The organism is Streptomyces sp. NPDC093109, assembly GCF_040701725.1.
Lineage (GTDB): Bacteria > Actinomycetota > Actinomycetes > Streptomycetales > Streptomycetaceae > Streptomyces.
Genome location: NZ_JBFBEZ010000038.1, coordinates 1 through 23,314, shown reverse-complemented (window position 1 = coordinate 23,314; position 23,314 = coordinate 1). Strand labels below are relative to the sequence as shown.

Sequence of the window (23,314 nt, the reverse complement as noted above, 5' to 3'; positions counted from 1 at the left end):
CGATCACTCGCCCGACAGGAGCTTGACGGGGTCGAGCGTCGTCTCGCCCTTGTTCCAGTTGCACGGGCACAGCTCGTCCGTCTGGAGCGCGTCCAGCACCCGCAGGACCTCCTTGGGGTTACGGCCCACGGAACCGGCGGTCACCATCGTGAACTGGATCTCGTTGTTCGGGTCGACGATGAAGACCGCGCGCTGCGCGAAGCCGTCCGCGCCCTCGATGCCGAGGTCCCGCATCAGCTCGTGCTTCGAGTCCGCCAGCATCGGGAACGGCAGGTCGGTCAGGTCAGGGTGGTCCTTGCGCCAGGCGTGGTGCACGAACTCCGAGTCGCCGGAGAAGCCGAGGATCTGGGCGTCACGGTCGGCGAAGTCGTCGTTGAGCCGGCCGAAGGCCGCGATCTCCGTCGGGCACACGAAGGTGAAGTCCTTGGGCCACGCGAAGACGACCTTCCACTTGCCCTCGTAGGTCTTGTGGTCGATCTGCGCGAACTCCTTGCCGCTCTCCAGCGACACACAGGCGGTCAGGTCGAACGACGGGAACTTGTCACCAACGGTGAGCACGCGCGCTCCTTGCGGGGGAGGGAAGTCCCCTTTGGGGGCTTCCGGGAGGCTGGACAGTTACTGATGGTGGCACAGGGAACATTGATCATAGAAATAGCTAGACTCGGTGGCCGTGATCGGAGGTACCTATCAGTGACTGTCGGACAGAGGGCCAAGCAGCCCACCCTCGCGCAGCTGCGCGCCTTCGCCGCCGTGGCCGAGCATCTGCACTTCCGGGACGCCGCCGCCGCGATCGGCATGAGCCAGCCCGCGCTCTCCGGGGCCGTGTCGGCGCTGGAAGAGGTGCTCGGGGTACGGCTCGTGGAGCGTACGACGCGCAGGGTGCTGCTGTCCCCGGCCGGTGAACGGATCGCGGTCAGGGCGAAGGCCGTGCTGTACGAGGTCGGCGCGCTGGTGGACGAGGCCGAGGCGGTACGGGCGCCCTTCACCGGGATACTCAGGCTCGGCGTGATCCCCACCGTGGCGCCGTATCTGCTGCCGTCCGTCCTGCGGCTGGTCCGGGAGCGCTATCCGGTGCTCGACCTCCAGGTCCACGAGGAGCAGACCGCGTCCCTGCTGGACGGGCTCGCGGCCGGCCGGCTGGACCTGCTGCTGCTCGCCGTACCCCTCGGGCAGCCGGCCGTCACCGAACTGCCGCTGTTCGAGGAGGACTTCGTCCTCGTCACCCCGGCCGGGCACGAGGCGGGCGGGCGCCGGGACCTGCCGCGCGAGGTGCTGCGCGAGCTGCCGCTGCTGCTCCTCGACGAGGGGCACTGCCTGCGCGACCAGGCGCTGGACATCTGCCGGGAGGCGGGCCGCGCCGACGGCGTGCCCGTGACGACCACCGCGGCCGGCCTCTCCACCCTCGTCCAGCTGGTCGCGGGAGGCCTCGGCGTCACGCTGCTGCCGCGTACGGCCGTACGGGTCGAGACCGGCCGCAACGACCGGCTCGCGACCGGGTACTTCACGGCCCCCGCGCCCGCGCGCCGGATCGCGCTGGCCATGCGGACGGGCGCGGCGCGGGCCGCGGAGTTCGAGGCGTTCGCCGAGGCGCTGCGGGAGGCGCTGCGGACGCTGCCGGTACGGGTGGCGGCCGGGATCCCGGCGCCGGTGCCGCCATGAGGACCGCGCGCGGATGCGGGGAAGCCCCCCTTCCGTTACTCCCCGTCCGCGCGGGGCAACCCTCCGGCGTTCTCATGAGTCGGTTCCAGTGCGGTGGGTGCTGATTGTCACGTCCCAAAAGAACGGATCAGTCGCCCTTTGTCACAGCGGGTGGTGTTAGCTTTCTGAGCTGATTCCGGTGGGTGAGCTGCGGACGACATCTGACGAGACCTGACGACAAGAGCGAGAGCGGAGCGACACGGCGATGGGCCGAGCGGAAGCCAGACGGGCGGGACAGCACGCGGCGCCCCGCGCGGCGAAGGAGCGGAAGAGCTGGATACGACGGCTCTTCACCTGGAAGAAGATGCTCGGGACGTTCTTCGCCCTGTGCCTGCTCACCATGGGCGGGCTCTTCGCGGTGTATCTGATGGTCCCGGTGCCCGACGCCAACGCGCAGGCCGAGATGCAGAGCAACGTCTACAAGTACAGCGACGGCACGATCCTCACCCGCACGGGCAAGGTCAACCGTGAGATCGTCGGGCTGGACAAGATACCCGTCGAAGTCCAGCACACCTTCGTCGCCGCCGAGAACAAGACGTTCTACAACGACAACGGCGTCGACTTCAAGGGCACGGCGCGCGGGCTGCTCAACACCCTCTCGGGCAAGGGCAAGCAGGGTGGTTCGACCATCACCCAGCAGTACGTCAAGAACTACTTCCTGACCCAGGACCAGACGGTCTCCCGCAAGCTCAAAGAGCTGGTGATCTCTCTCAAGGTCGATCAGAAGATGACCAAGAACGAGATCCTCGTCGGATACATCAACACCAGCTACTACGGCCGCCAGGCGTACGGCATCCAGGCCGCCGCGCAGGCGTACTACGGCGTCGACGCCGTCAAGCTCAACGTGGAGCAGGGCGCCTATCTCGCCGCGCTGCTCCAGGCCCCCAGCCAGTACGACTGGGCGTCCGCCTCGGCCACCAGCAAGCGGCTCGTCAAGGCGCGCTGGAACTACGTCCTCGACAACATGGTCGAGAAGAAGTGGCTGGACGCGTCCGAGCGGGCCGGCCTGAAGTTCCCCGTACCGCACGAGCCCAAGGCCGCGCCCGGGATGGAGGGCCAGACCGGCTATCTGGTCGAGGCCGCCAACGACGAACTCGCCGCGCAGGGCGTCGACAAGGCCGATATCGCCCAGGGCGGCTGGACGATCACCCTCAACATCGACCGGAAGAAGCAGAAGCAGCTCGTCAAGTCGGTCGACGCGCAGCTGGAGAGCAAGCTCGACCGGAAGAAGAACAAGACCGACGCGACGGTCCAGGCCGGCGCCACCTCCGTCGACCCGAAGACCGGCCATGTGGTCGCGCTGTACGGCGGCGTCGGCGCCACGGAGCACTGGATATCCAACGCGACCCGCTCCGACTACCAGCCCGCCTCGACGTTCAAGCCGCTCGTGCTCGCCTCCGCGCTGGAGAACGGCTCCGAGACGCAGGACGGCGAGAAGATCGGCACCGCCACGAAGTACGACGGCACCAGCAAGCGGCCCGTCGTCGGCAGCGACACCCCCTTCAATCCGCAGAACGAGGACGACCGCGACTACGGCCCGGTCAGCGTCCAGAAGGCGATGGACCTCTCCATCAACTCCGTCTTCGCGCAGATGGTCGTGGACGTGACCCCCGCCAAGGTGAAGCGCACGGCGCTCGCGCTGGGCATGGAGGACAAGAACTTCCCCGAGCGGCCCGCGATCACCCTCGGCACGATGAACGCCTCCACCTGGGACATGGCCGGGGTGTACGCGACCCTCGACAACCACGGCAAGAAGGTCACCCCGACCATCGTGAAGTCCGCCGAGCACCGGGACCGCAAGCCGGTCTCCCCGCCCGACGCGATCGGCAAGCAGGCGATCAGCCGGCAGACCGCCGACACCGTGACCCATGTGCTCCAGGACGTGGTCAAGAACGGCTCGGGCCGGGCCGCGTACACCGACGCCTACCAGGCCGCGGGCAAGACCGGCACCTCGGAGAAGAACTTCTCCGCCTGGTTCGCGGCCTACACGCCCCAGCTCACCACCGTCGTCGCGCTGTACGGCGAGTCCACCAAGGAGGGCGGCGGGCAGGTCACGCTGACCGGTACGGCCAACTCGGGCCGCGCCAACGGCGGTGGCTTCCCCGCCAGGATCTGGGCCGACTACACCCTGGGCGCGCTGAACGGCGGCTCGGACGCCGAGTTCGACCTGGACATCGCCAAGACCGAGCCCGTCGAGCCGTCGGCGACGCCCACCACCGAGTCCCCGACCCCGTCGCCGTCGAGCAGCCCGACGCCGACCGAGTCCGCGACGGAGTCGCCCACCCCCACCCCGACGCGGAGCGCCCCGCCCACCACCACGACGACCCCGCCGTCCACGCCGGCCACCGAGCCTGGCCCGGAGGAGACGACGAGCGGCGGCGGTGGCAGCGATCCGGGCGCGGAGTCGCCGACACCGACCACCGGCGAGGACGACCCCGAGTCGGACCGCGGGCCGTTCCTGCCGTAACGGCGTTGGCGGTACGGGAGAACGGGCCGGGCCCGCGGATACCCTCCGCGGGCCCGGCCCGTTCACGTACCGCCGTCGGCTGCCGTCAGCCGCCGTTGACCTTCGCGGCGATCCGGTCACCGATCTTCTTGTCGATGTTCCGCCAGTACTGGAGCGCCCGGTCCAGCACCGGCCGCGACACGCCCTGCTTCAGATGCCCGCTGACGTTCGACACCAGCCGGTCGCGCTGCGCGTCGTCCAGCACCTGCCGGACCTGCGTGCCCGCCTGGCCCCAGTCGTCGTCCTCGGAGTGCAGCTTGGCCGCCTCGCGCACCATCTCGCCCGCAGAGGCCCAGCCCGCAGGGTCGCCGAAGCGCTCGGTGTCCGCCGCCGGGCCGCCGTACGAGTTCGGCGCGTACGGCCGCGCGGTGTTCGCCGGCTCGTAGCGCATCGGCCCGTCCTTGGCGTACGAATTCACCTGCGTCCGCGCCCGGTTGGGCGGCAGCTGGGTGTAGTTCGGCCCGATCCGGTAGCGGTGCGTGTCCGGGTACGAGAAGAGCCGTCCGAGCAGCATCTTGTCCGGCGACGGGCCGATGCCCGGCACCAGATTGGACGGCTCGAAGGCGGCCTGCTCGATGTGGACGAAGTAGTCCTCCGGGTTCTTGTCGAGCGTCATCCGGCCGACATCGATCAGCGGATAGTCGGCGTGCGGCCACACCTTCGTCAGATCGAACGGGTTGAAGCGGTAGCCGGCCGCCGCCTCGAACGGCATCACCTGCACCTTCAGACTCCAGCTCGGCGCGTTCCCGGACGCGATCGACTCGTACAGATCACGCCGGTGGTGGTCGCCGTCGGAGCCGGCCATCTCGTCGGCGTCCGCCTGCGCGAGACACTCGATGCCCTGATCGGTCTTGAAGTGGTACTTCACCCAGAAGCGCTCGCCCGCCCCGTTCACCCACATATAGGTGTGCGAGCTGTAGCCGTTCATGTGCCGGAACGACTTCGGGATGCCCCGGTCGCCCATCAGCCAGGTCACCTGGTGCGCGGACTCGGGCGACAGCGTCCAGAAGTCCCACTGCATGTCGTTGTCGCGCAGCCCGGTCGCCGGGTGGCGCTTCTGCGAGCGGATGAAGTCCTGGAACTTGATCGGGTCACGGACGAAGAAGACCGGCGTGTTGTTGCCGACCATGTCGTAGTTGCCGTGCTCGGTGTAGAACTTCAGCGCGAAGCCGCGGGGGTCCCGCCAGGTGTCGGGCGAGCCGAGTTCACCGGCGACCGTGGAGAAGCGGGCCAGCATGTCGGTGCGTTTGCCCGGCTGGAAGAGGTCCGCCTTGGTGAACTGGCTGACGTCGTTGGTCACTTCGAAGACGCCGTACGCCCCGGAGCCCTTCGCGTGGACGACCCGCTCGGGGACCCGCTCCCGGTTGAACTGGGCCATCTTCTCGATGAGGTAGTGGTCCTGGAGCAGGATGGGACCGTCGGAACTGATGGTGAGCGAGTGCTCGTCGCTCTCCACCGGGATGCCGACGTTGTTCGTCGTGTACGGAGTGGGGGATGCCGCGGCCACGAATGTCCTCCCGTCGTCAGGGCGCCCGGGCACGGAACCGGCCCGGGCGGGGACAGCGGTCGGTACGGCCGCCTGCCCCAGCTAAACGCCCGCATACGACGTCGGCAACATTTGTGCCGCTTTACGCGCTTTACGCCGTTTACGTGGCGGCGGCCGGCGGCCGGGTCGTCAGCTCGAACCAGACCACCTTGCCGCTCGACAGCCGCGTCGCACCCCACCGCCGCGCCAGCCGGTTGACCAGGAACAGCCCCCGCCCGTTCTCGTCGGTGTCACGGGCGCGCCGCTGCCGGGGCAGCTGCGGCGAGTCGTCCCCGACCTCGCAGCGCAGTACGTCCGTACGGAGCAGCCGCAGCGTCACCGGGCGCTCCGCGTACCGCACGGCATTGGTCACGACCTCGCTGATCAGCAGCTCCACCGAGTCGCTCAGCTCCTCCAGGTCCCAGAGGGCCAGCGCCCGCCGGGCCAGCCGCCTGGCCCGGCCCGGAGCTGCGTCCTCCGGATCCAGCGTCCAGTACGCGACATCGCTCGGCGCGATCCCGTCGAAGCGGGCCGCGAGCAGCGCGATGTCGTCGTCCCGGTCGCCGGGGCCCAGTACGTCGAGCACGTCGTCGCAGAGCGCCTCCAGCGGCGGCGCGTGGTCGGGCCCGGTGAGCTGGGCGGTGGCGGCGAGCCGCTCCCGCAGCTGCTCGATCCCCGTCCACACGTCCCGCAGCCGGGACTCGACGAGCCCGTCCGTGTAGAGCAGCAGCGTCGCCCCGGCGGGCGCGTCCAGCTCGACGGCCTCGAAGTCCACGCCGCCGACCCCGATCGGCGCCCCGGGCGGCACCCGGAGCACCTCGGCCCGGCCGCCCAGATGCAGCAGTATGGGCGGCGGATGACCGGCGTTCGCGATGGTGATCCGGTGCGCGACCGGGTCGTAGACCGCGTACATGCAGGTCGCCATCCGGTCCGTGCCGAGCCGCTGGGCCTGCTCGTCCAGATGGTGCAGCACCTCCTGCGGCGGCAGATCGAGGCCGGCGAGGGTCTGCGCGGTCGTGCGCAGCTGGCCCATGATCGCGGCGGATGTCATGGAGTGGCCCATCACATCGCCCACGACCAGGGCGACCCGGCTGCCCGGCAGCGGGATCGCGTCGTACCAGTCGCCGCCGACCCGGGCGGTCTCGGCGGCCGGCAGATAGCGCGAGGCCAGCCGTACCCCGGTCGGCTGCGGGAGGTTCTCCGGGAGCATCGTGCGCTGGAGTTCGTCCGCGATGTACGCCTCGCGGCCGTACAGCACCGCCTTGTCGATGCCGAGCGCGGTGTGCGTGGCGAGCTGCGCCGCGACCAGCAGATCGTTCGACTCGAACGCGGAGCGGTCCGGTCTGCGGAGGAAGACGGCCGCGCCGATCACCCGCCGCCGGCCGCGCAGCGGCGCGAGGATCGCCCGGTGCCCGGACGGTACGGTACGGTCCGCGCCCAGCAGTTCGGGCAGCGCCGCCCGCGCGGCGGCCGAGTCACCGAAGACCGGCCGCACCCCGCGCAGCACCTCCGAGAGCGCGCCGCCGACGTGCACCTCGCACAGCTCGGCGGCCGGCAGCACATCGGACTGCGGATCGAGGAGCGACAGCCTGACGCCCTCGGTGACCTGGACCGGCAGCCCGCCGGCGCCCAGGGCGTTCTCGGGGTCGTCGTCGGTCAGCCGCAGCCGGTCGGTGCGCCGCAGCCGCAGTACGAACGGCGCCACCGGCCGCTCGTCGCCCACCGGCAGCGGATCGCGCAGATAGACGAGTATGGCGTCCGAGAACGTCGGCACGGTCGCCCGGCAGAGGCCGAGCACGATCTCGTCCAGATCTATGCCGCGCGCGATTCGGCGGGTGGCGGCTCCCACGAAGCGCAGCCGGTCGCCCTCGCGCCGCGCCGTCCCGGCGGGGTCGGGTGCCGGGGACGGCACCGAGGGCCCCGGCACGGCGGAGGCCGCCGCCTCCTGCCGCGGCCGGGTGCGTTCCTGCGGCCGGGCAGCCAGGGGCTGCCTGCCTTCGTGGGAAGGGGGGTGCTCCGTCACGCGTGGGATTCCGTCCGTCCGGGCCGGGACCGCGGCGCGGCGGCTTCGTACCGGCACTGCCGCGGGGCGGCAGAACCGGGCGAGACCGTCGCACGGCGGGTGGCGTCGAAGGAGCGGCAGCCCGCATGCACGGCTCCACCCCCTCGTAGTGACTCACGGTCGTTGTGCTCTGTGGTCGTACCGGTCAACAGTCTGGCGTGTGGTGCGAGCCGCGGTGTGACCAATGGTCAGTCTGGTTACCGCGCACGTCAGTTGCCACGCCACTGTCTTCCGGAAGGCGATCCTACGTTTGGACCCGGGGGTCCAATCAAGGGTCTCATGACGTCGCATGCGCCGACCGGGTATGCCAGAAGGGCGGATCAGGACCGAATCGGGGCCGGAACGGGCCTGGATCAGGGTCTGGATCAGGACCGGATCAGGACCGGATCAGGGCCGGATCAGGGGGCCGGACGCTCCGGCGGTCCTGGCCGGGGCGCGGTCCCAGCCCTCCGGGAGCTCCGGAACCGGCCAGGCCGGGTCGGGGCGCCAGCGCTCCCAGCCGTCGCGGAACGGCGCGCCCCAGGCGGTGATCGTCTCGATCGCGGCCCGGCCCGCCGCCTCGACGCGGCGCGCCTGGGACCGTTCCATCAGCCCGTCGCGCTGCGCCTGCGCGAACTCGTCCTCGTCGCGCCAGTGCCAGCGGCGGTCCGGATAGACGTCGATGTCGAGGAAGTGGTCCTCGGAGTCGACGCCGCCGGCCCAGCGGGTCAGCGGCTCCTCCAGGTTGACGTACCACTGCTTGAAGCGCCAGCCGCGCTCCCACCACAGCCATACGGACCACGGCTGGCCTGGCCGCGCCAGCTTCAGTACGCCCATGCCGTACCACCGGTCGCGCAGCACCGTACGGGGCTTGGTGTAGCGGGTGGCCAGGGGCTCCTGGTGGACCGGGGTGCCGTCGGCGAGCACCGGCCGTACGCACGGGGTGTCCGGCGCCAGCCAGACGGCGAGCAGCTCGTCCGTGTCCCGTACGACCGTGACGGGACGGCAGATGTGCACCCGGTCCCCGGCGTTCTCCCGGTACCGCCACAGGATCTGCTCCCCGGGCGCCCATCGCCCGCCCGCCGTCTGGCTGTCCGCCCCACTCACCGTCGCTGTCATGCGCAGATCCTAGGCGCTGTCCCAGGGGCAGTTGGGGCACACCTCCGCCCGCACACCGGGGATTTACGGGCGCGTCATCCGCAGCACATCCAGCGCCTCGTCGAGCTGCTCCAGGGTGAGGTCCCCGCGCTCCACATAGCCCAGCGACAGCACGGTCTCGCGGACCGTGGCGCCGTCGGCGAGGGACTTCTTGGCGACCTTGGCGGCCTCCTCGTACCCGATGTACCTGTTCAGCGGGGTGACGACGGACGGCGAGGACTCCGCGTACCGGCGGGCGCGCTCGGGGTGGGCGACGATGCCGTCGACCGTACGGTCCGCGAGCAGCCGGGAGACGTTCGTGAGGAGCCGGACGGACTCCAGGAGGTTCTTGGCGATCACCGGGAGCATCACGTTCAGCTCGAAGTTCCCGGCGGCGCCGGCCACGGCCACCGTGGCATCGTTGCCCGTGACCTGCGCGGCCACCATCAGGACGGCCTCCGGGATCACCGGATTGACCTTGCCGGGCATGATCGAGGAGCCGGGCTGGAGATCCGGGAGGCTGATTTCGGCCAGTCCGGTGCGCGGGCCCGACGCCATCCAGCGCAGATCGTTGGCGATCTTGGTGAGGGAGACGGCGAGCGTACGCAGCTGCCCCGAGGTCTCCACCAGGCCGTCGCGCGCGCCCTGCGCCTCGAAGTGGTTGCGGGCCTCGGTCAGCGGCAGCCCGGTCGTCCTGGCCACCTCCGCGATGACGGCGGCGGAGAAGCCGGGCGGGGTGTTGATGCCGGTGCCCACCGCCGTACCGCCCAGGGGCAGCTCGGCGAGCCGGGGCAGCGAGGCCGTCAGCCGCTCCACCGCGTACCGCACCTGGGCCGCGTAGCCGCCGAACTCCTGGCCGAGCGTGACGGGCGTGGCGTCCATCAGATGCGTACGGCCCGCCTTGACGACCTCGCCGAACTCCTCGGCCTTGCGCTCCAGCGCGGCGGCGAGATGCTCCAGCGCCGGGATCAGCTCGCCGGTCACGGCGCCGGTCGCGGCGATGTGGATGCTGGACGGGAAGACGTCGTTGGAGCTCTGCGAGGCGTTGACGTCGTCGTTGGGGTGGACGGGCCGGCCCAGCCGCTCGGTGGCGAGGGTGGCGAGCACCTCGTTCGTGTTCATGTTGGACGAGGTGCCCGAGCCTGTCTGGAAGACGTCCACCGGGAAGTGCTCGTCCCAGCGCCCCTCCGCGACCTCCCCCGCCGCGTCCTGGATGGCGGTCGCGACCTCCGCGCCGATCACGCCGAGATCGGCGTTGACCTTGGCGGCGGCGGCCTTGATCCGGGCCAGCGCCGCGATGTGCGCGCGCTCCAGCCGCTGCCCGGACACGGGGAAGTTCTCCACCGCGCGCTGCGTCTGGGCCCGCCACTTGGCGTGCGCGGGGACCCGCACCTCGCCCATGGAGTCGTGCTCGGTGCGGTACTCGCTGTCGTCCGTTGTCATCGTGGTCGTACCTCCTACGAGGGAGAGCGTCCGAGTGATCGCGGGTGTTCCCACGACGAACGCATGTCCCCCGAAAGAGGCGACCGAACCGCTATCCGAGGCCGGGACCGCGCACCGGGATGGAGGTGAAGGTCGGCGCCGGGGCGGGGTCCGTGAAGAAGTCGTTGCCCTTGTCGTCCACGACGACGAACGCGGGGAAGTCCTCCACCTCGATCTTCCAGACCGCCTCCATGCCCAGCTCCTCGTACTCGACGATCTCGACCTTCTTGATGCAGTCCTGGGCCAGCCGGGCCGCGGGGCCGCCGATCGAGCCCAGGTAGAAGCCGCCGTGCGCGCCGCAGGCGTCCGTCACCTGTTTCGAGCGGTTGCCCTTGGCGAGCATCACCTTCGAGCCGCCCGCCGCCTGGAACTGCTCCACGTACGAGTCCATCCGGCCGGCCGTCGTCGGGCCGAAGGAGCCCGAGGCGTATCCCTCGGGGGTCTTCGCCGGGCCCGCGTAGTAGACCGGGTGGTCCTTCAGGTACTGCGGCATCTCCTCGCCCGCGTCGAGCCGCTCCTTGATCTTGGCGTGCGCGATGTCGCGGGCCACGACCAGCGGGCCGGTGAGCGAGAGCCGCGTCTTGACCGGGTACTTCGTCAGCTCGGCGAGGACGTCGTCCATCGGTCGGTTCAGGTCGATCCGTACGACGCTGTCGTCCGTACCGAGGTGCTCGTCGGTGGTGTCGGGGAGGAAGCGCGCCGGGTCCTTCTCCAGTTGCTCCAGGAAGACACCCTCCGCGGTGATCTTCGCGAGCGCCTGGCGGTCGGCCGAGCAGGAGACGGCGATCGCGACCGGCAGCGACGCGCCGTGCCGCGGCAGCCGGACGACCCGGACGTCGTGGCAGAAGTACTTTCCGCCGAACTGCGCGCCGATCCCGATCTTCTGCGTCAGCTCGAAGACCTTCTCCTCCAGCTCCTTGTCACGGAATCCGTGGCCCGTGGGGGAGCCCTCCGCCGGCAGCTCGTCGAGATAGTGCGCGGAGGCGTACTTCGCGGTCTTGAGCGCGAACTCGGCGGACGTGCCGCCCACCACGATCGCGAGGTGGTACGGCGGGCACGCGGCCGTACCGAGGGAGCGGATCTTCTCCTCCAGGAACTTCATCATGGAGTCCTCGTTGAGGACCGCCTTGGTCTCCTGGTAGAGGAACGACTTGTTGGCGCTGCCGCCGCCCTTCGCCATGAAAAGGAACTTGTACGCGCCGCCGTCGGTCGCGTACAGCTCGATCTGCGCGGGCAGGTTCGAGCCGGTGTTCTTCTCCTCCCACATGGTGAGCGGAGCCATCTGCGAATAGCGGAGATTGAGCTTGGTGTACGCGTCGTAGATTCCGTGCGAAAGGGCTTCCTCGTCGCCGCCCTCGGTCAGCACGTTCTGGCCGCGCTTGCCCATCACGATCGCCGTACCGGTGTCCTGGCACATGGGCAGCACGCCCGCCGCCGCGATATTCGCGTTCTTCAGGAGGTCGAGCGCCACGAACTTGTCGTTCGACGAAGCCTCCGGGTCGTCCACGATCCTGCGCAGCTGGGCGAGGTGGGCCGGCCGCAGATAGTGCGAGATGTCGTGCATGGCCTCGGCGGCGAGGGTACGCAGCGCCTCCGGCGCGACCTTGAGGAACGTACGCCCGTCGGCCTCGAAGGTCGAGACACCCTCGGCGGTCACCAGGCGGTACGGCGTGGGGTCCGCGCCCAGGGGAAGCAGATCGGAGTACGCAAATTCCGGCATTACGGCCATTCCTCACTCGACAGACGGCGGCGCGGCCTCCATTGGCAGCGGCGCCCTCCAGCGTAGGACGCCACCGCGGCAGGGCCTCTGTGAGGTAAGGCTCAGTAGGGGCGCGACGGCGTGGAACGTCTGCTTCCGCCGTAATGTCGCGCTGCGGGGTAGTCGCGATCTATCGCGTTTCGCTACCCTGGTGCGGTGGACCTCGAAAAGCACCCTCAGAAGCCGGTCGCCCCCGCTGAGCCCGTGGGCATCCGGGCCTCCGACGCCGACCGGGACCGGGTCGCGGACATCCTCAGGGAGGCCCTGGCGCAGGGACGGCTGGACGCCGAGGAGCATGCCGAGCGGATCGACTCCGTCTACCGGGCCAAGACCGTCGGCGAACTGGAGCCGTTGGTAAGGGACTTGCCGGCGCCCGGCGCCGACGGCGGTCCGGCCTTCGCCGCGGCGTCCCCGCCGGGGGCGTACGGATACGGGCCGGCGGACGCCTCCCGCACCGAGAATCTGGTGGCGATCTTCAGCAGCTCGGTCCGCAGGGGCCGCTGGCGCATCGGCAGCAGGACCGACGCCTTCGCGCTCTTCGGCAATATCGAGATCGACCTCACGGAGGCGCTGTTCAGCCAGCGGATCACGGTGATCAACGCGACGTCCATTTTCGGCAATGTCGAGATCCGTGTCCCGCAGAACATCTCCTTGCGGGGCAACGGTACGGGAATCCTGGGCAATTTCGAGGTCGAGGCGCTGGTGGCCGAGGACCCGGACGCGCCGACCGTCGTCGTGAACGGCTACTCGGTGTTCGGAAACGTGGAGGCCAAGCCGAAGCGCGGCAAGGTGATCGCGGATCTGCAGAAGCATCTGCGCAAGTACCTCGGTACCTGAACCCTGAACACCTGAACCTCTGAACCCCGGGTGCCCGAAGCGCCTCCGCTCTTGCGGCGCTTGAAATTCAGATTTCAACTGACTGTGGTTTTACGGCTGTTTCCGGCCACAGCCGCCCATGGCGGCGACGCGCGTCAATTCCGCACTGCGTTCCGAACGCCGGAAGTGGGTACCACTCAGTGCATAGGAGTGCGTACAGCGGGTAGGGAGAGCCTCATCGTCTCTCGCTCGCGAAGCCGTCGTCAGGAGTAGACCGTGCTGCAACTGCCGCATCAGCCCCTGCAGGTCGCCGCCGTCCCCCCGCAGCGGAGTCCCGCTCGGGAGGATCAGGCCGGCCCCTGGCATTCGGAGGCGGTGTGCCGCCGTGACGAAGCCGGATTGTTCTTCGCCCCTTCCAAGGAGCCGACAGCCGCGAGGCTGGCGCGGGAGGAGGCCGCGAAGCGGGTCTGCGCCCGGTGTCCTGTCATGGTCGAGTGCCGCGAACACGCGCTGCTCCAGCCCGAACCGTACGGGGTGTGGGGCGGCCTGACGGCGGCCGAGCGCCGGGTGGCGCTGGCGCGGCGCAGACGGCGCGAGGTGGAGCTGCGCAAGACCGCCGCGGCCGGCGACCGGATCGCCGCCGCCGGCTGACCCCGGCACGCTCGCACGGCCGGCGCGGGGACGACGCCCGGCCGTACGGACGCGGAGACGGAGCGAGGGCGCCCCCACCGCACAACGGGGGCGCCCCCTCACGTACGTACGCGGCCACGCGCACCCGCGGCCTCGTACGCGTCCGGGCTACTTGGCGCGGTCGAAGTCGATCGTGCTGTACGCCCGGAGCTTCGACAGCCGGTGCGTCGAGTCGATCTGCCGGATCGTGCCCGACTTTGAGCGCATCACCAGGGACTGGGTGGTCGCCGTCTCCGCGCGGTAGCGCACCCCGCGCAGCAGCTCGCCGTCCGTGATGCCGGTCGCGACGAAGAACACGTTGTCGCCGCTGACCAGGTCGTCGGTGGAGAGCACACGGTCCAGATCGTGCCCGGCGTCGATCGCGCGCTGCCGCTCCTTGTCGTCCTTGGGCCAGAGCTTGCCCTGGATGACACCGCCCAGGCACTTGATGGCGCAGGCCGAGATGATGCCCTCGGGGGTGCCCCCGACGCCCATCAGCAGGTCGACGCCGGTGCCTTCGCGCGCGGCCATGATCGAACCGGCGACATCGCCGTCCGAGATGAACTTGATCCGCGCGCCGGTCTCCCGGATCTCCTTGATCATGGCCTCGTGGCGGGGGCGGTCGAGTACGACGACGGTGACGTCGTCCGGCGCGCAGCGCTTGGCCTTGGCGACCCGGCGGATGTTGACCGAGACGGGCGCGTTGATGTCGACGAAGTCGGCGGCCTCGGGGCCGGTCACCAGCTTGTCCATGTAGAAGACCGCGGACGGGTCGAACATGGCGTGCCGGTCGGCGGCGGCGAGTACCGCGATGGCGTTGGGCATGCCCTTGGCGTTCAGCGTCGTGCCGTCGACGGGGTCGACCGCGATGTCCACCTCGGCGCCGGTCCCGTCGCCGACGTGCTCGCCGTTGAAGAGCATCGGGGCTTCGTCCTTCTCGCCCTCCCCGATGACGACGACACCGTTCATCGACACCGTGGAGACGAGCGTACGCATGGCGTTCACGGCGGCGCCGTCCGCGCCGTTCTTGTCGCCGCGCCCGACCCACCGGCCGGCCGCCATGGCGGCGGCCTCCGTGACCCGGACCAGCTCCAGGGCGAGGTTGCGGTCGGGGGCCTCGGGAGACACCTCGAGAGGGGCGGGCAGCTGATGATCGGTCATCGAGCGCACCTTTCTGTACGGCGACGGCCGGATAAGAGGGTGATACGACTCTATCCGCACATCGACAGATTGAGCAGAGGGCCCCACGTATGAGCGCGAGGGGGTGATGGGACGATGGAGCCGTGGCAGGTATGCGAGGCAGACAGACAGTGCGGGACATGTTCCTGTCGATGGCGGTCATCGGACTCGTCGTCGCCGCGATCTACATGTTCATTCCGCATGACGACAAGGCCGATCCCGTCCGGGCCGTCGACTACCGGGTGGAGCTGGCGACCGCCCGGCGCGCGGCGCCGTATCCGGTGGTGGCGCCGGCGGACCTGACCGGTGCCTGGAAGCCGACATCGGTCACGTACAAGCGGCAGAGCGGCGACGCCTGGCACCTGGGCTTCCTGGACCCGGACGGCGAGTACGTCGCGGTTGAGCAGTCCACCGCGCCCGCGAAGAAATATGTGCCGGACGTCACCCAGAAAGCCGCGGACACGGGCGAGACGCAGCAGGTGGCGGGGGAGACGTGGCAGCGCTGGGCGGGGCCGAAGTACAACGCCCTGGTCCGGGCGGACGGCGACGCCACGACGGTGGTGACCGGCACGGCCTCGTACGAGCGGCTGGCGGAGATGGCCGCGGCGCTGGAGACCGGCGACTGAACCGCTGAACCGCTGAACCACTGAGTCGCTGAACCGCGCGGCTGATCCCGCGGTCGAATCCCGCAAACGGCAGAGGCCGCCGCCCCGGTGATCAAGGGGGTGGCGGCCTCTGCCGTTCGCGCGTGCTCAGACGGTGGTGACGGCCTCGTCGAAGGCGAGACGCGGGGAGCGCGGGTAGAAGGCGTCGTCACCGGGCTTGCCGATGTTGACGATCGCCAGCGGCGTGTGGTCGCCGTCCAGGAACTCCTTCTGGACGCCGGCCGGGTCGAAGCCGGTCATCGGGCCCGCGGCGAGACCGGCGGCGCGGATGCCGATGATGAAGTAGCCGGCCTGGAGCGAGGCGTTCAGCGTGGCGGCCTGCTCGCGGGCGGAGCGCTCGCTGAAGAACGCGTCCTTGGCCTGCGGGAAGGCCGGGAAGAGGTGGGGGAGTTCCTCGTGGAACTCGTTGTCCGCGGCGAGGATCGCGACGAGCGGGGCGGCGGCGGTCTTGGCCTGGTTGCCCTCGGCCAGGTGCGGGACCAGACGCGCGCGGGCCTCGGCGGAGCGGACCAGGACGACGCGCAGCGGCGACTGGTTGAAGGCGGTGGGGCCGAACTTGACCAGGTCGTAGATCGCCTGGATCTGCTCCTCGGTCACCGGCTCGTCGGAGAAGGTGTTGGCGGTGTGGGCCTCACGGAAGAGGAGGTCCTGAGCGGTGGGTTCGAGAACGAGGGACATGCTGGGAGTACCTTCCGGAGGCGGAGCTGATCAGTCGATCAATCGCACCCTACAGCCGAAGTATATGAACATTCAACGAAAACCGGATCGGCGTGATCCGTTTCATACGCCTCAGCTCCCGCGTCCCTGTCACCGCAGCTCAGGTGCCCCGGTCACTCGCCCCCGTCCGCCGTCTTCTCGTCGGACAGCGAGGCGTCCAGCCGCGCCCGGGCGCCCTCCAGCCAGCGCCGGCACACCGTGGCCAGCTCCTCGCCGCGCTCCCACAGGGCGAGCGAGTCCTCCAGGGTCGTACCGCCCGCCTCCAGCCGGCGCACCACCTCGATCAGCTCGTCGCGCGCCTGCTCGTAACCGGGCGCCGCTGCCGCGTCCGCCGCGTTTTCCGTATCCGTCCTGGCCATCCGAACCACCTCAGTAAAGAAAGTTAAGAGCTTTAAGCGGGCTTGAAGGCGCGGGAGGGACCCCGCTCACGATCCCGCTCATTCGGCGACCCGCACCGTGAACTCGCCCTCCGCGACCCGGGCGCGCAGCTCCTCGGCCGCCGCCACGTCCGCCGGGGACCGTACGACCGTCCCGTCCGGGCGCTGGAGCACCGCGTACCCGCGCTCCAGCGTCGCCGCCGGGGAGAGCGCGACCACCCGCGCCAGGGTGTGCGACAGCTCGGAGTCCGCGCGGTCCAGCTGGTGCCGCAGCACGCGCCGGCTCCGGTCGGTCAGCGCGGCCACCTCGGCCGCGCGCTCCTCGACCATCCGCTGCGGCCGTTCCATCACCGGCCTGGCCAGCGCGTGCGCGAGACCGCGCTCCTCCCGGTCCAGCAGTCCCCGTACGCTCCGCAGCGCCCGGTCCCGCAGCGCCTGTACGCGGTCCAGCTCCTCGCCGACGTCCGGCACGATCCGCTTCGCCGCGTCGGTCGGGGTCGAGGCCCTGACATCCGCGACGAGGTCCAGCAGCGGTGAGTCGGGCTCGTGCCCGATCGCGGAGACGACCGGGGTACGGCACGCGGCCACCGTCCGTACCAGCTGCTCGTCCGAGAACGGCAGCAGATCCTCCACGCTGCCGCCGCCGCGCGCCACCACGATCACATCGACCTCGGGCAGCGCGTCCAGCTCCTCCACCGCCTGGACGACCTGCGCCACCGCGTTGACGCCCTGGACCGCCGTGTTCCGTACCTCGAACCGCACCGCGGGCCACCGCCGGCGGGCGTTCTCCAGCACATCGCGCTCGGCCGCCGACGCCCGGCCGCAGACCAGCCCGATCAGCTGCGGCAGAAAGGGCAGCGGCTTCTTGCGGTCCGCCGCGAACAGCCCCTCCGCGCCCAGGGACCGCTTCAGCCGCTCCAGCCGCACCAGCAGGTCGCCGATCCCGACGGGCCGTATCTCCGTGGCCCGCAGCGACAGCTGCCCGCGCGGCGCGTACCACTCGGGCTTCGCCCGCACCACGACCCGCGCGCCCTCGGAGACGACGTCCGCGATCGCGTCGAAGACCTGCCGGTAGCAGGTCACGCTCAGCGAGATGTCGTGCGACGGGTCGCGCAGCGTCAGGAAGACCACCCCCGCGCCCGGTCTGCGCGAGAGCTGGGTGATCTGCCCCTCGACCCAGATCCCTCCGAGCCGGTCGATCCATCCGCCGATGAGCCGCGACACCTCGCCGACGGGCAGCGGGGCCTCCGCGGTCGTGAGAAGAGCCATGGGGAGGAGCGTATCGGCCGCCTCTGACATCGCCCCCTGACATCGCCCCGCGCGGGAGCGCGCCGCCGCCCGACCGATGGTCACGTGCCGCCGGCGCGTCCGCGCTGGAGCAGCAGCACCACCAGCCCCACCACCAGCCACACCGCCCCCACCACCTGCGCCGAGCCCGCCGCCTCCACGATCACCGCGATCAGGATCCCCGCGCCGATCACCGGCGCCACCACATGCGCGATCCGGCGCGGCGGCCCCGCCATCCGCCGTACCGCGAACCAGCCCACCACCGACGCGTGCAGCAGGACGAACGCCGTCAGCGCGCCGATGTCCACCACCGACACCAGCCGGTCCAGACCGTCGTCCCGCCGCGCCGCCCACACCGCCGCCACCAGCGTCACCACCGCCGCCAGCAGCAGGGCCACCCGGGGCACACCCGAGTCCGTACGCGACAGGGCGCGCGGCAGCCGCCGCTCCCGGCCCATCGCGAAGAGCAGCCTTCCCGCCGCCGCCTGCCCGGCCAGCGCCGCGAAGGCCGCGCCGATCGCCTTGCTGACCGCCACCAGGTCGTGCAGCCAGCTCCCGACGGCCGTGTTCACCGCGTCGTAGAACGCCGACCCCTGCTTCGCGGGGTCGGCGGCCAGCTCGGCGGAGGTCGACGGCTCCAGCAGCGCCACCAGATAGGTCTGCGCGACGAACAGCACGCCCGCCAGCACCAGACAGAACAGCACCGCCCGCGCCACCAGCCGCGACCCCCCGGTCACCTCCTCCGCGAACGAGGCGATCGCGTCGAACCCGAGATACGACAGCACCGCCACCGAGACCGCGCCCAGCACCGCCGCCGCCGAGAACCCCGTATCGCTGGTGAACGGCGTCGACCACCCGCGCGTGGCGCCGTCGCGCGCCAGGACGACGAGCGCCGACACCACGAACACCAGCAGCACCACGATCTCCATCGCGAGCACCGCGAAGCCGACCCGCGCCGCCGCCCGTACCCCCCAGAGGTTGAGCGCCGTCGTGACGACGACCGCGAGCGCCGTCCACACCCAGCGGCCGACGGACGGCACCAGCGCCTGCATCGCGATCCCCGCGAAGAGATACGCCACCGCGGGGATCAGCAGGTAGTCGAGCATCGCCATCCACCCGGCGATGAACCCGGGCCCCTCGCCGAGCCCCTTGCGGGCGTACGCGAAGACCGACCCGGCCTGCGGCGCCACCCGTACCATCTGGGCGTAGCTGAAGGCCGTGAACGCCATCGCGACGGTCGCCACCACATAGACCAGCGCCACCGAACCGTGGGACTTGGCGTCGAGCGTGCCGTAGACCCCTACGGGGGCCATGGGCGCGATGAACAGCAGCCCGTAGACGACGAGATCGCGGAATCCGAGCGTCTGCCGCAGCCCGTGCCCCGGACCGTGCCCCGGGCCGTGCCCAGGACCGTGCCCGGACCCCTGTCCCGGGCCGCGCGCTCCGGCGCCGCTTCCCCCGCCGGTGTCGGTGTGGGCCATCGCGTCCTCCGTTGTCGCGTAGGCCCAGTCTCGGCAGCGGTCGGCACATCCGCCTGTTCTGAACGGCCTTACGATGGGACGCATGACTGCTACGTCCCGCCCGTCGCCCGCCGCCACCCCCAGTGGAGACGCCGCGCGCCGCGCCGGCAAACGCGTCCTCCTCGCCGCTCCCCGCGGCTACTGCGCGGGCGTGGACCGCGCCGTGATCGCCGTGGAGAAGGCCCTGGAGCAGTACGGGTCGCCGATCTATGTCCGGCACGAGATCGTCCACAACAAATACGTCGTCAAGACTCTTGAGAACAAGGGCGCCATCTTCGTCGACCGGACGGCCGAGGTCCCCGAGGGATCCATCGTCATGTTCTCGGCGCACGGCGTCGCGCCGGTCGTCCACGAGGAGGCCGCCGAGCGCCGGCTCGCCACCATCGACGCGACCTGCCCGCTGGTCACCAAGGTCCACAAGGAGGCCGTGCGGTTCGCCGCCGAGGACTACGACATCCTGCTGATCGGCCACGACGGCCACGAAGAGGTCATCGGCACGTCGGGCGAGGCCCCGGACCACATCACGCTGGTCGACGGCCCGGAGGACGTCGCGAACGTCGAGGTCCGCGACGAGTCGAAGGTCGTCTGGCTCTCCCAGACCACGCTCTCCGTCGACGAGACGATGGAGACGGTCGACGCGCTCAAGCAGAAGTTCCCCCTGCTGATCGCGCCGCCGAGCGACGACATCTGCTACGCCACGCAGAACCGCCAGATCGCGGTCAAGCAGATGGGCGCCGACGCGGATCTGGTGATCGTCGTCGGCTCCAAGAACTCCTCCAACTCGGTTCGGCTGGTCGAGGTCGCCCTCGGCGCCGGCGCGGGCTCCTCGTACCTGGTGGACGGCGCGGACGAGATCGACGAGGCCTGGCTCGACGGCGTGACCACGGTCGGCGTCACCTCGGGTGCCTCCGTACCGGAGGTACTGGTCGAGGGCGTCCTGGAGTGGCTCTCGCAGCGAGGCTTCGAGGATGTCGAGATCGTCAAGGCGGCCGAGGAGTCGATTGTCTTCTCGCTGCCGAAGGAGCTCCGCCGCGACCTGCGGGCCGAGGCGGCGGAGCTGGCGAAGAAGTAGCGGAGCCGGCGAAGAGGTAACGGTCGCGACCCGTACGCCCCGCCCCGGGCGTCACTGTCGGAGGCTGGTCGTAACGTTGTGTCCATGAACGTCTTCGGAGTGGACATCGGCGGTACGGGCATCAAGGGCGCGCCGGTCGATCTTGAACGTGGTGACCTGGTCGAACCGCGCTACAAAGTACTCACGCCGCACCCGGCGACGCCCGACGCCATCGCCGACGGCGTCGTCGAGGTGGTCCGGCACTTCGGCTGGTCGGGCCCGGTCGGCATCACCTTCCCCGGCGTCGTCACGGGCTCCGTGATCCGTACGGCCGCGAATGTCGACAAGACCTGGATCGGCACGGACGCCGGACAGCTGCTGGGCGACCGGCTCAGCCTGCGGGCGACGGTCCTCAACGACGCGGACGCGGCGGGCGTCGCCGAGATGGCGTTCGGCGCGGGGCGCGGCCGGAAGGGCACGGTCCTGCTGCTGACCTTCGGTACGGGCATCGGCAGCGCGCTCTTCATGGACGGCAAGCTCGTGCCCAACACGGAGCTGGGCCATCTTGAGCTGAACGGCCACGACGCGGAGAAGCACGCCTCCACGAAGGCCAAGGAGGACGAGGACCTCAGCTGGGAGCACTGGGCGCACCGGGTGCAGAAGTATCTGGCCCATGTGGAGATGCTGTTCTCGCCCGAGCTGATCATCATCGGCGGCGGGGTGAGCCGCAAGGCCGACAAGTTCCTGCCGCTGATCAAGGGGATCAGGGCGGAGATGGTCCCGGCGGAGCTGCAGAACAACGCGGGAATCGTGGGCGCGGCGATGGCGGCGGCAGGCCGCTGAGCCCGGCGTACGCCTATCCCCTGGGGCGGCTCCGGGGGAACGCCGCTCCCGGGCGCCGGGCGGCGGCGTCCCGGGTGCGCCGCCGCCGGCCCATCCGGCGGACCTTGCGTACGGCCACGATGAGCCCGGCGACCAGCGTCCCCCCGTACAGCCAGCCGGCGTGCACGGCGAGCGTGGTGACCAGCCCCATGACCTGCCCGCCGAAGCCGTCCGTGCCCCCGGCGACGGGCAGGACGCCGAGCGCGAAGGCGATGGGCACGGCGATCGGCGCCGTCACCAGGTCCGCCGTCCTGACCCAGAGCGCCGTCACCGCGCTGACCGGCAGGAACAGCAGCCCGTAGACGAAGAGCGAGCCGTCGAAGAGCAGCTGGTCGAGGAAGGCGAAGAAGAGCATCGTGGCGGTCGCGAACAGCCCGGCGCCGAGCCCGGTGAACCGGGGATTGGGCAGCCGGCGCAGATGGAGCACCACCGGGGGCACCTGCCTTCGGCGAGTCGACGGCACCTGTGGCACAGCGCCGCCGCCGGTCGCCGTGCGCTGCGCCGCGAGGGGCCGCTGCTGCCGGTGACGGCGCGGGGGCTGGTATGTCCTCTGCTGCTCCACCCGGACAACGTAGGCGGCGAAGGGGGACGAATCGGGTGCGGGACACGCGCTTTGGGGAATCCGGCCCGACCTTCGAGCCACGTTCGAGCCACCCGGGCGTGTCACGACCGCCAGGCGGACCACGACAGAGCCCCCCGGGCGGGTCCGGGCGGGTCCGGCTCCGGGCGAGGGAGGCGGGCGGGCGCCCGTAAACTGGGCGACCGGTCCTCAAAGAGCCGGCAGTCCTACCCGCCGGCAGCCCTTACTCCAGGAAGTCGCCAACGTGTCGCTCACGATCGGAATCGTCGGTCTGCCGAATGTCGGCAAGTCGACCCTGTTCAACGCCCTGACCAAGAACGACGTGCTGGCGGCCAACTACCCGTTCGCCACCATCGAGCCCAACGTCGGCGTCGTCGGCGTCCCCGACCCCCGCCTGAACCAGCTCGCGGAGATCTTCGGCTCCCAGAAGATCCTCCCGGCCACGGTCGACTTCGTCGACATCGCCGGCATCGTGCGCGGCGCCTCGGAGGGTGAGGGGCTGGGCAACAAGTTCCTGGCGAACATTCGTGAGTCCGACGCGATCTGCCAGGTCATCCGGGCCTTCAAGGACGAGAACGTCGTCCACGTGGACGGCAAGGTCTCGCCGAAGGACGACATCGAGACGATCAACACCGAGCTGATCCTCGCCGACCTCCAGACCATCGAGAAGGTCCTGCCGCGCCTCCAGCGTGAGTCGCGCATCAAGAAGGACGTCGTGGCCCAGGTCAAGGCGATCGAAGAGGCCCAGGCCATCCTGGAGAGCGGCGAGACGCTCTTCTCGGCCGGCATCGTCCAGGGCACCGAGAAGTCCGAGCCGCTGCGCGAACTGCACCTGCTCACGACGAAGCCGTTCCTCTACGTCTTCAACGTGGACGAGGAAGAGCTGACCGACGACGCCTTCAAGGCCGACCAGCGCGCCCTGGTCGCCCCCGCCGAGGCCATCTTCCTCAACGCCAAGCTGGAGTCCGACCTCGCCGAACTCGACGACGAGGAGGCCCTCGAACTCCTCCAGTCGGTAGGCCAGCAGGACCCCGGCCTCGCCACCCTCGCCCACGTGGGCTTCCGCACCCTCGGCCTCCAGACCTACCTCACGGCCGGCCCCAAGGAATCCCGCGCCTGGACCATCAAGCAGGGCGCCACGGCCCCCGAGGCGGCCGGTGTCATCCACACCGACTTCCAGAAGGGCTTCATCAAGGCCGAGGTCATCTCCTTCGCCGACCTGGTGGAAACCGGCTCGGTCGCCGACGCCCGCGCGGCGGGCAAGGCGCGCATGGAGGGCAAGGAGTACGTGATGCAGGACGGCGACGTGGTGGAGTTCCGGTTCAATATCTAGATGATCGATTCCAAGGGGTCAGTGGTCGTAGGCGGTCAGTGAGCGTAGTACGGGCTGTCCGGTGTGGTCGTTGTGCCAGATCGCGGCGGT

General features: G+C 70.4%; 20 protein-coding genes. 8 read left to right on the top strand and 12 right to left on the bottom strand.

What is annotated here, in order from left to right:
- Positions 1-3: 3 nt before the first annotated feature.
- Positions 4-558 carry a peroxiredoxin gene (locus AB0389_RS29140; RefSeq protein WP_366398490.1) on the bottom strand — a complete coding sequence of 185 codons (555 nt, stop codon included), beginning with the start codon at positions 556-558 and terminating at the stop codon, positions 4-6.
- Positions 559-690: 132 nt separating this feature from the next.
- On the opposite strand from AB0389_RS29140, the gene AB0389_RS29135 reads away from it, so the two are divergent.
- Complete coding sequence (locus AB0389_RS29135) at positions 691-1,659, top strand: LysR substrate-binding domain-containing protein (RefSeq protein WP_366398489.1); 969 nt, start codon at positions 691-693, stop codon at positions 1,657-1,659.
- A 244-nt stretch (positions 1,660-1,903) separates the two neighbouring features.
- Complete coding sequence (locus AB0389_RS29130) at positions 1,904-4,165, top strand: transglycosylase domain-containing protein (protein ID WP_366398488.1); 2,262 nt, start codon at positions 1,904-1,906, stop codon at positions 4,163-4,165.
- Between the two features lie 85 nt (positions 4,166-4,250).
- Here the strand turns inward: AB0389_RS29130 and AB0389_RS29125 are convergent, their stop codons facing one another.
- The 5 genes from AB0389_RS29125 to AB0389_RS29105 all read right to left on the bottom strand — a co-directional run bounded on the left by AB0389_RS29125 (position 4,251) and on the right by AB0389_RS29105 (position 12,109).
- Entirely contained in the window at positions 4,251-5,711 is a 1,461-nt protein-coding gene (locus tag AB0389_RS29125; protein ID WP_366398487.1) for a catalase, read from the bottom strand.
- 139 nt (positions 5,712-5,850) lie between these two features.
- Positions 5,851-7,752 carry an ATP-binding SpoIIE family protein phosphatase gene (locus AB0389_RS29120; RefSeq protein WP_366398486.1) on the bottom strand — a complete coding sequence of 634 codons (1,902 nt, stop codon included), beginning with the start codon at positions 7,750-7,752 and terminating at the stop codon, positions 5,851-5,853.
- 426 nt (positions 7,753-8,178) lie between these two features.
- Entirely contained in the window at positions 8,179-8,889 is a 711-nt protein-coding gene (locus tag AB0389_RS29115; RefSeq protein ID WP_366398485.1) for a DUF402 domain-containing protein, read from the bottom strand.
- A 63-nt stretch (positions 8,890-8,952) separates the two neighbouring features.
- The gene (locus tag AB0389_RS29110) at positions 8,953-10,350 is read right to left on the bottom strand and encodes a class II fumarate hydratase (RefSeq protein WP_366398484.1); all 1,398 of its coding nucleotides are present in this window, start codon (positions 10,348-10,350) and stop codon (positions 8,953-8,955) included.
- 91 nt (positions 10,351-10,441) lie between these two features.
- Positions 10,442-12,109 carry a fumarate hydratase gene (locus AB0389_RS29105; RefSeq protein ID WP_366398483.1) on the bottom strand — a complete coding sequence of 556 codons (1,668 nt, stop codon included), beginning with the start codon at positions 12,107-12,109 and terminating at the stop codon, positions 10,442-10,444.
- A 195-nt stretch (positions 12,110-12,304) separates the two neighbouring features.
- Here AB0389_RS29105 and AB0389_RS29100 point away from each other — a divergent pair, with 195 nt between their 5' ends.
- Positions 12,305-12,985: a DUF1707 domain-containing protein gene (locus AB0389_RS29100; RefSeq protein WP_366398482.1), complete on the top strand. Its 681-nt coding sequence runs from the start codon at positions 12,305-12,307 to the stop codon at positions 12,983-12,985.
- 255 nt (positions 12,986-13,240) lie between these two features.
- Positions 13,241-13,615 (top strand): WhiB family transcriptional regulator, encoded by a 375-nt coding sequence (locus AB0389_RS29095; protein WP_366398481.1) that lies wholly within the window; start codon positions 13,241-13,243, stop codon positions 13,613-13,615.
- Between the two features lie 147 nt (positions 13,616-13,762).
- On the opposite strand, the gene glpX is transcribed toward AB0389_RS29095, so the two are convergent.
- Complete coding sequence (gene glpX / locus AB0389_RS29090) at positions 13,763-14,794, bottom strand: class II fructose-bisphosphatase (protein ID WP_366398480.1); 1,032 nt, start codon at positions 14,792-14,794, stop codon at positions 13,763-13,765.
- A gap of 122 nt (positions 14,795-14,916) precedes the next feature.
- Here glpX and AB0389_RS29085 point away from each other — a divergent pair, with 122 nt between their 5' ends.
- Entirely contained in the window at positions 14,917-15,438 is a 522-nt protein-coding gene (locus tag AB0389_RS29085; RefSeq protein ID WP_366398479.1) for a DUF4245 domain-containing protein, read from the top strand.
- A gap of 126 nt (positions 15,439-15,564) precedes the next feature.
- Here the strand turns inward: AB0389_RS29085 and AB0389_RS29080 are convergent, their stop codons facing one another.
- From AB0389_RS29080 to AB0389_RS29065, 4 genes are all read right to left on the bottom strand, one after another.
- Positions 15,565-16,155 (bottom strand): malonic semialdehyde reductase, encoded by a 591-nt coding sequence (locus AB0389_RS29080; protein WP_366398478.1) that lies wholly within the window; start codon positions 16,153-16,155, stop codon positions 15,565-15,567.
- A 152-nt stretch (positions 16,156-16,307) separates the two neighbouring features.
- Positions 16,308-16,553, bottom strand: coding sequence for an exodeoxyribonuclease VII small subunit (locus AB0389_RS29075; RefSeq protein ID WP_366398477.1), 246 nt, complete (start codon positions 16,551-16,553; stop codon positions 16,308-16,310).
- A gap of 78 nt (positions 16,554-16,631) precedes the next feature.
- On the bottom strand, positions 16,632-17,840 hold the full coding sequence (xseA, locus tag AB0389_RS29070) for an exodeoxyribonuclease VII large subunit (RefSeq protein WP_366398476.1): 1,209 nt from the start codon (positions 17,838-17,840) through the stop codon (positions 16,632-16,634).
- Between the two features lie 80 nt (positions 17,841-17,920).
- Positions 17,921-19,339 carry an APC family permease gene (locus tag AB0389_RS29065; protein WP_366398475.1) on the bottom strand — a complete coding sequence of 473 codons (1,419 nt, stop codon included), beginning with the start codon at positions 19,337-19,339 and terminating at the stop codon, positions 17,921-17,923.
- Positions 19,340-19,421: 82 nt separating this feature from the next.
- On the opposite strand from AB0389_RS29065, the gene AB0389_RS29060 reads away from it, so the two are divergent.
- Positions 19,422-20,450 carry a 4-hydroxy-3-methylbut-2-enyl diphosphate reductase gene (locus AB0389_RS29060; protein WP_366398474.1) on the top strand — a complete coding sequence of 343 codons (1,029 nt, stop codon included), beginning with the start codon at positions 19,422-19,424 and terminating at the stop codon, positions 20,448-20,450.
- Between the two features lie 84 nt (positions 20,451-20,534).
- The gene (ppgK, locus tag AB0389_RS29055; protein ID WP_366398473.1) at positions 20,535-21,272 is read left to right on the top strand and encodes a polyphosphate--glucose phosphotransferase; all 738 of its coding nucleotides are present in this window, start codon (positions 20,535-20,537) and stop codon (positions 21,270-21,272) included.
- Positions 21,273-21,285: 13 nt separating this feature from the next.
- On the opposite strand, the gene AB0389_RS29050 is transcribed toward ppgK, so the two are convergent.
- Positions 21,286-21,774 (bottom strand): DUF6542 domain-containing protein, encoded by a 489-nt coding sequence (locus AB0389_RS29050; RefSeq protein ID WP_366398542.1) that lies wholly within the window; start codon positions 21,772-21,774, stop codon positions 21,286-21,288.
- 361 nt (positions 21,775-22,135) lie between these two features.
- Between AB0389_RS29050 and ychF the strand changes: the two genes are divergently transcribed.
- Positions 22,136-23,224: a redox-regulated ATPase YchF gene (ychF, locus tag AB0389_RS29045; protein ID WP_366398472.1), complete on the top strand. Its 1,089-nt coding sequence runs from the start codon at positions 22,136-22,138 to the stop codon at positions 23,222-23,224.
- Positions 23,225-23,314 lie beyond the last annotated feature (90 nt).

What these genes read in the sequence shown, in the direction of transcription:
- AB0389_RS29130 (WP_366398488.1), top strand. Translation starts at nt 1,904, where the DNA reads ATGGGCCGAGCGGAAGCCAGACGGGCGGGACAGCACGCGGCGCCCCGC.
- AB0389_RS29115 (WP_366398485.1), bottom strand. Translation starts at nt 8,889, where the DNA reads ATGACAGCGACGGTGAGTGGGGCGGACAGCCAGACGGCGGGCGGGCGA.
- AB0389_RS29110 (WP_366398484.1), bottom strand. Translation starts at nt 10,350, where the DNA reads ATGACAACGGACGACAGCGAGTACCGCACCGAGCACGACTCCATGGGC.
- AB0389_RS29105 (WP_366398483.1), bottom strand. Translation starts at nt 12,109, where the DNA reads ATGCCGGAATTTGCGTACTCCGATCTGCTTCCCCTGGGCGCGGACCCC.
- glpX (WP_366398480.1), bottom strand. Translation starts at nt 14,794, where the DNA reads ATGACCGATCATCAGCTGCCCGCCCCTCTCGAGGTGTCTCCCGAGGCC.
- AB0389_RS29080 (WP_366398478.1), bottom strand. Translation starts at nt 16,155, where the DNA reads ATGTCCCTCGTTCTCGAACCCACCGCTCAGGACCTCCTCTTCCGTGAG.
- AB0389_RS29075 (WP_366398477.1), bottom strand. Translation starts at nt 16,553, where the DNA reads ATGGCCAGGACGGATACGGAAAACGCGGCGGACGCGGCAGCGGCGCCC.
- xseA (WP_366398476.1), bottom strand. Translation starts at nt 17,840, where the DNA reads ATGGCTCTTCTCACGACCGCGGAGGCCCCGCTGCCCGTCGGCGAGGTG.
- AB0389_RS29065 (WP_366398475.1), bottom strand. Translation starts at nt 19,339, where the DNA reads ATGGCCCACACCGACACCGGCGGGGGAAGCGGCGCCGGAGCGCGCGGC.
- AB0389_RS29060 (WP_366398474.1), top strand. Translation starts at nt 19,422, where the DNA reads ATGACTGCTACGTCCCGCCCGTCGCCCGCCGCCACCCCCAGTGGAGAC.
- ppgK (WP_366398473.1), top strand. Translation starts at nt 20,535, where the DNA reads ATGAACGTCTTCGGAGTGGACATCGGCGGTACGGGCATCAAGGGCGCG.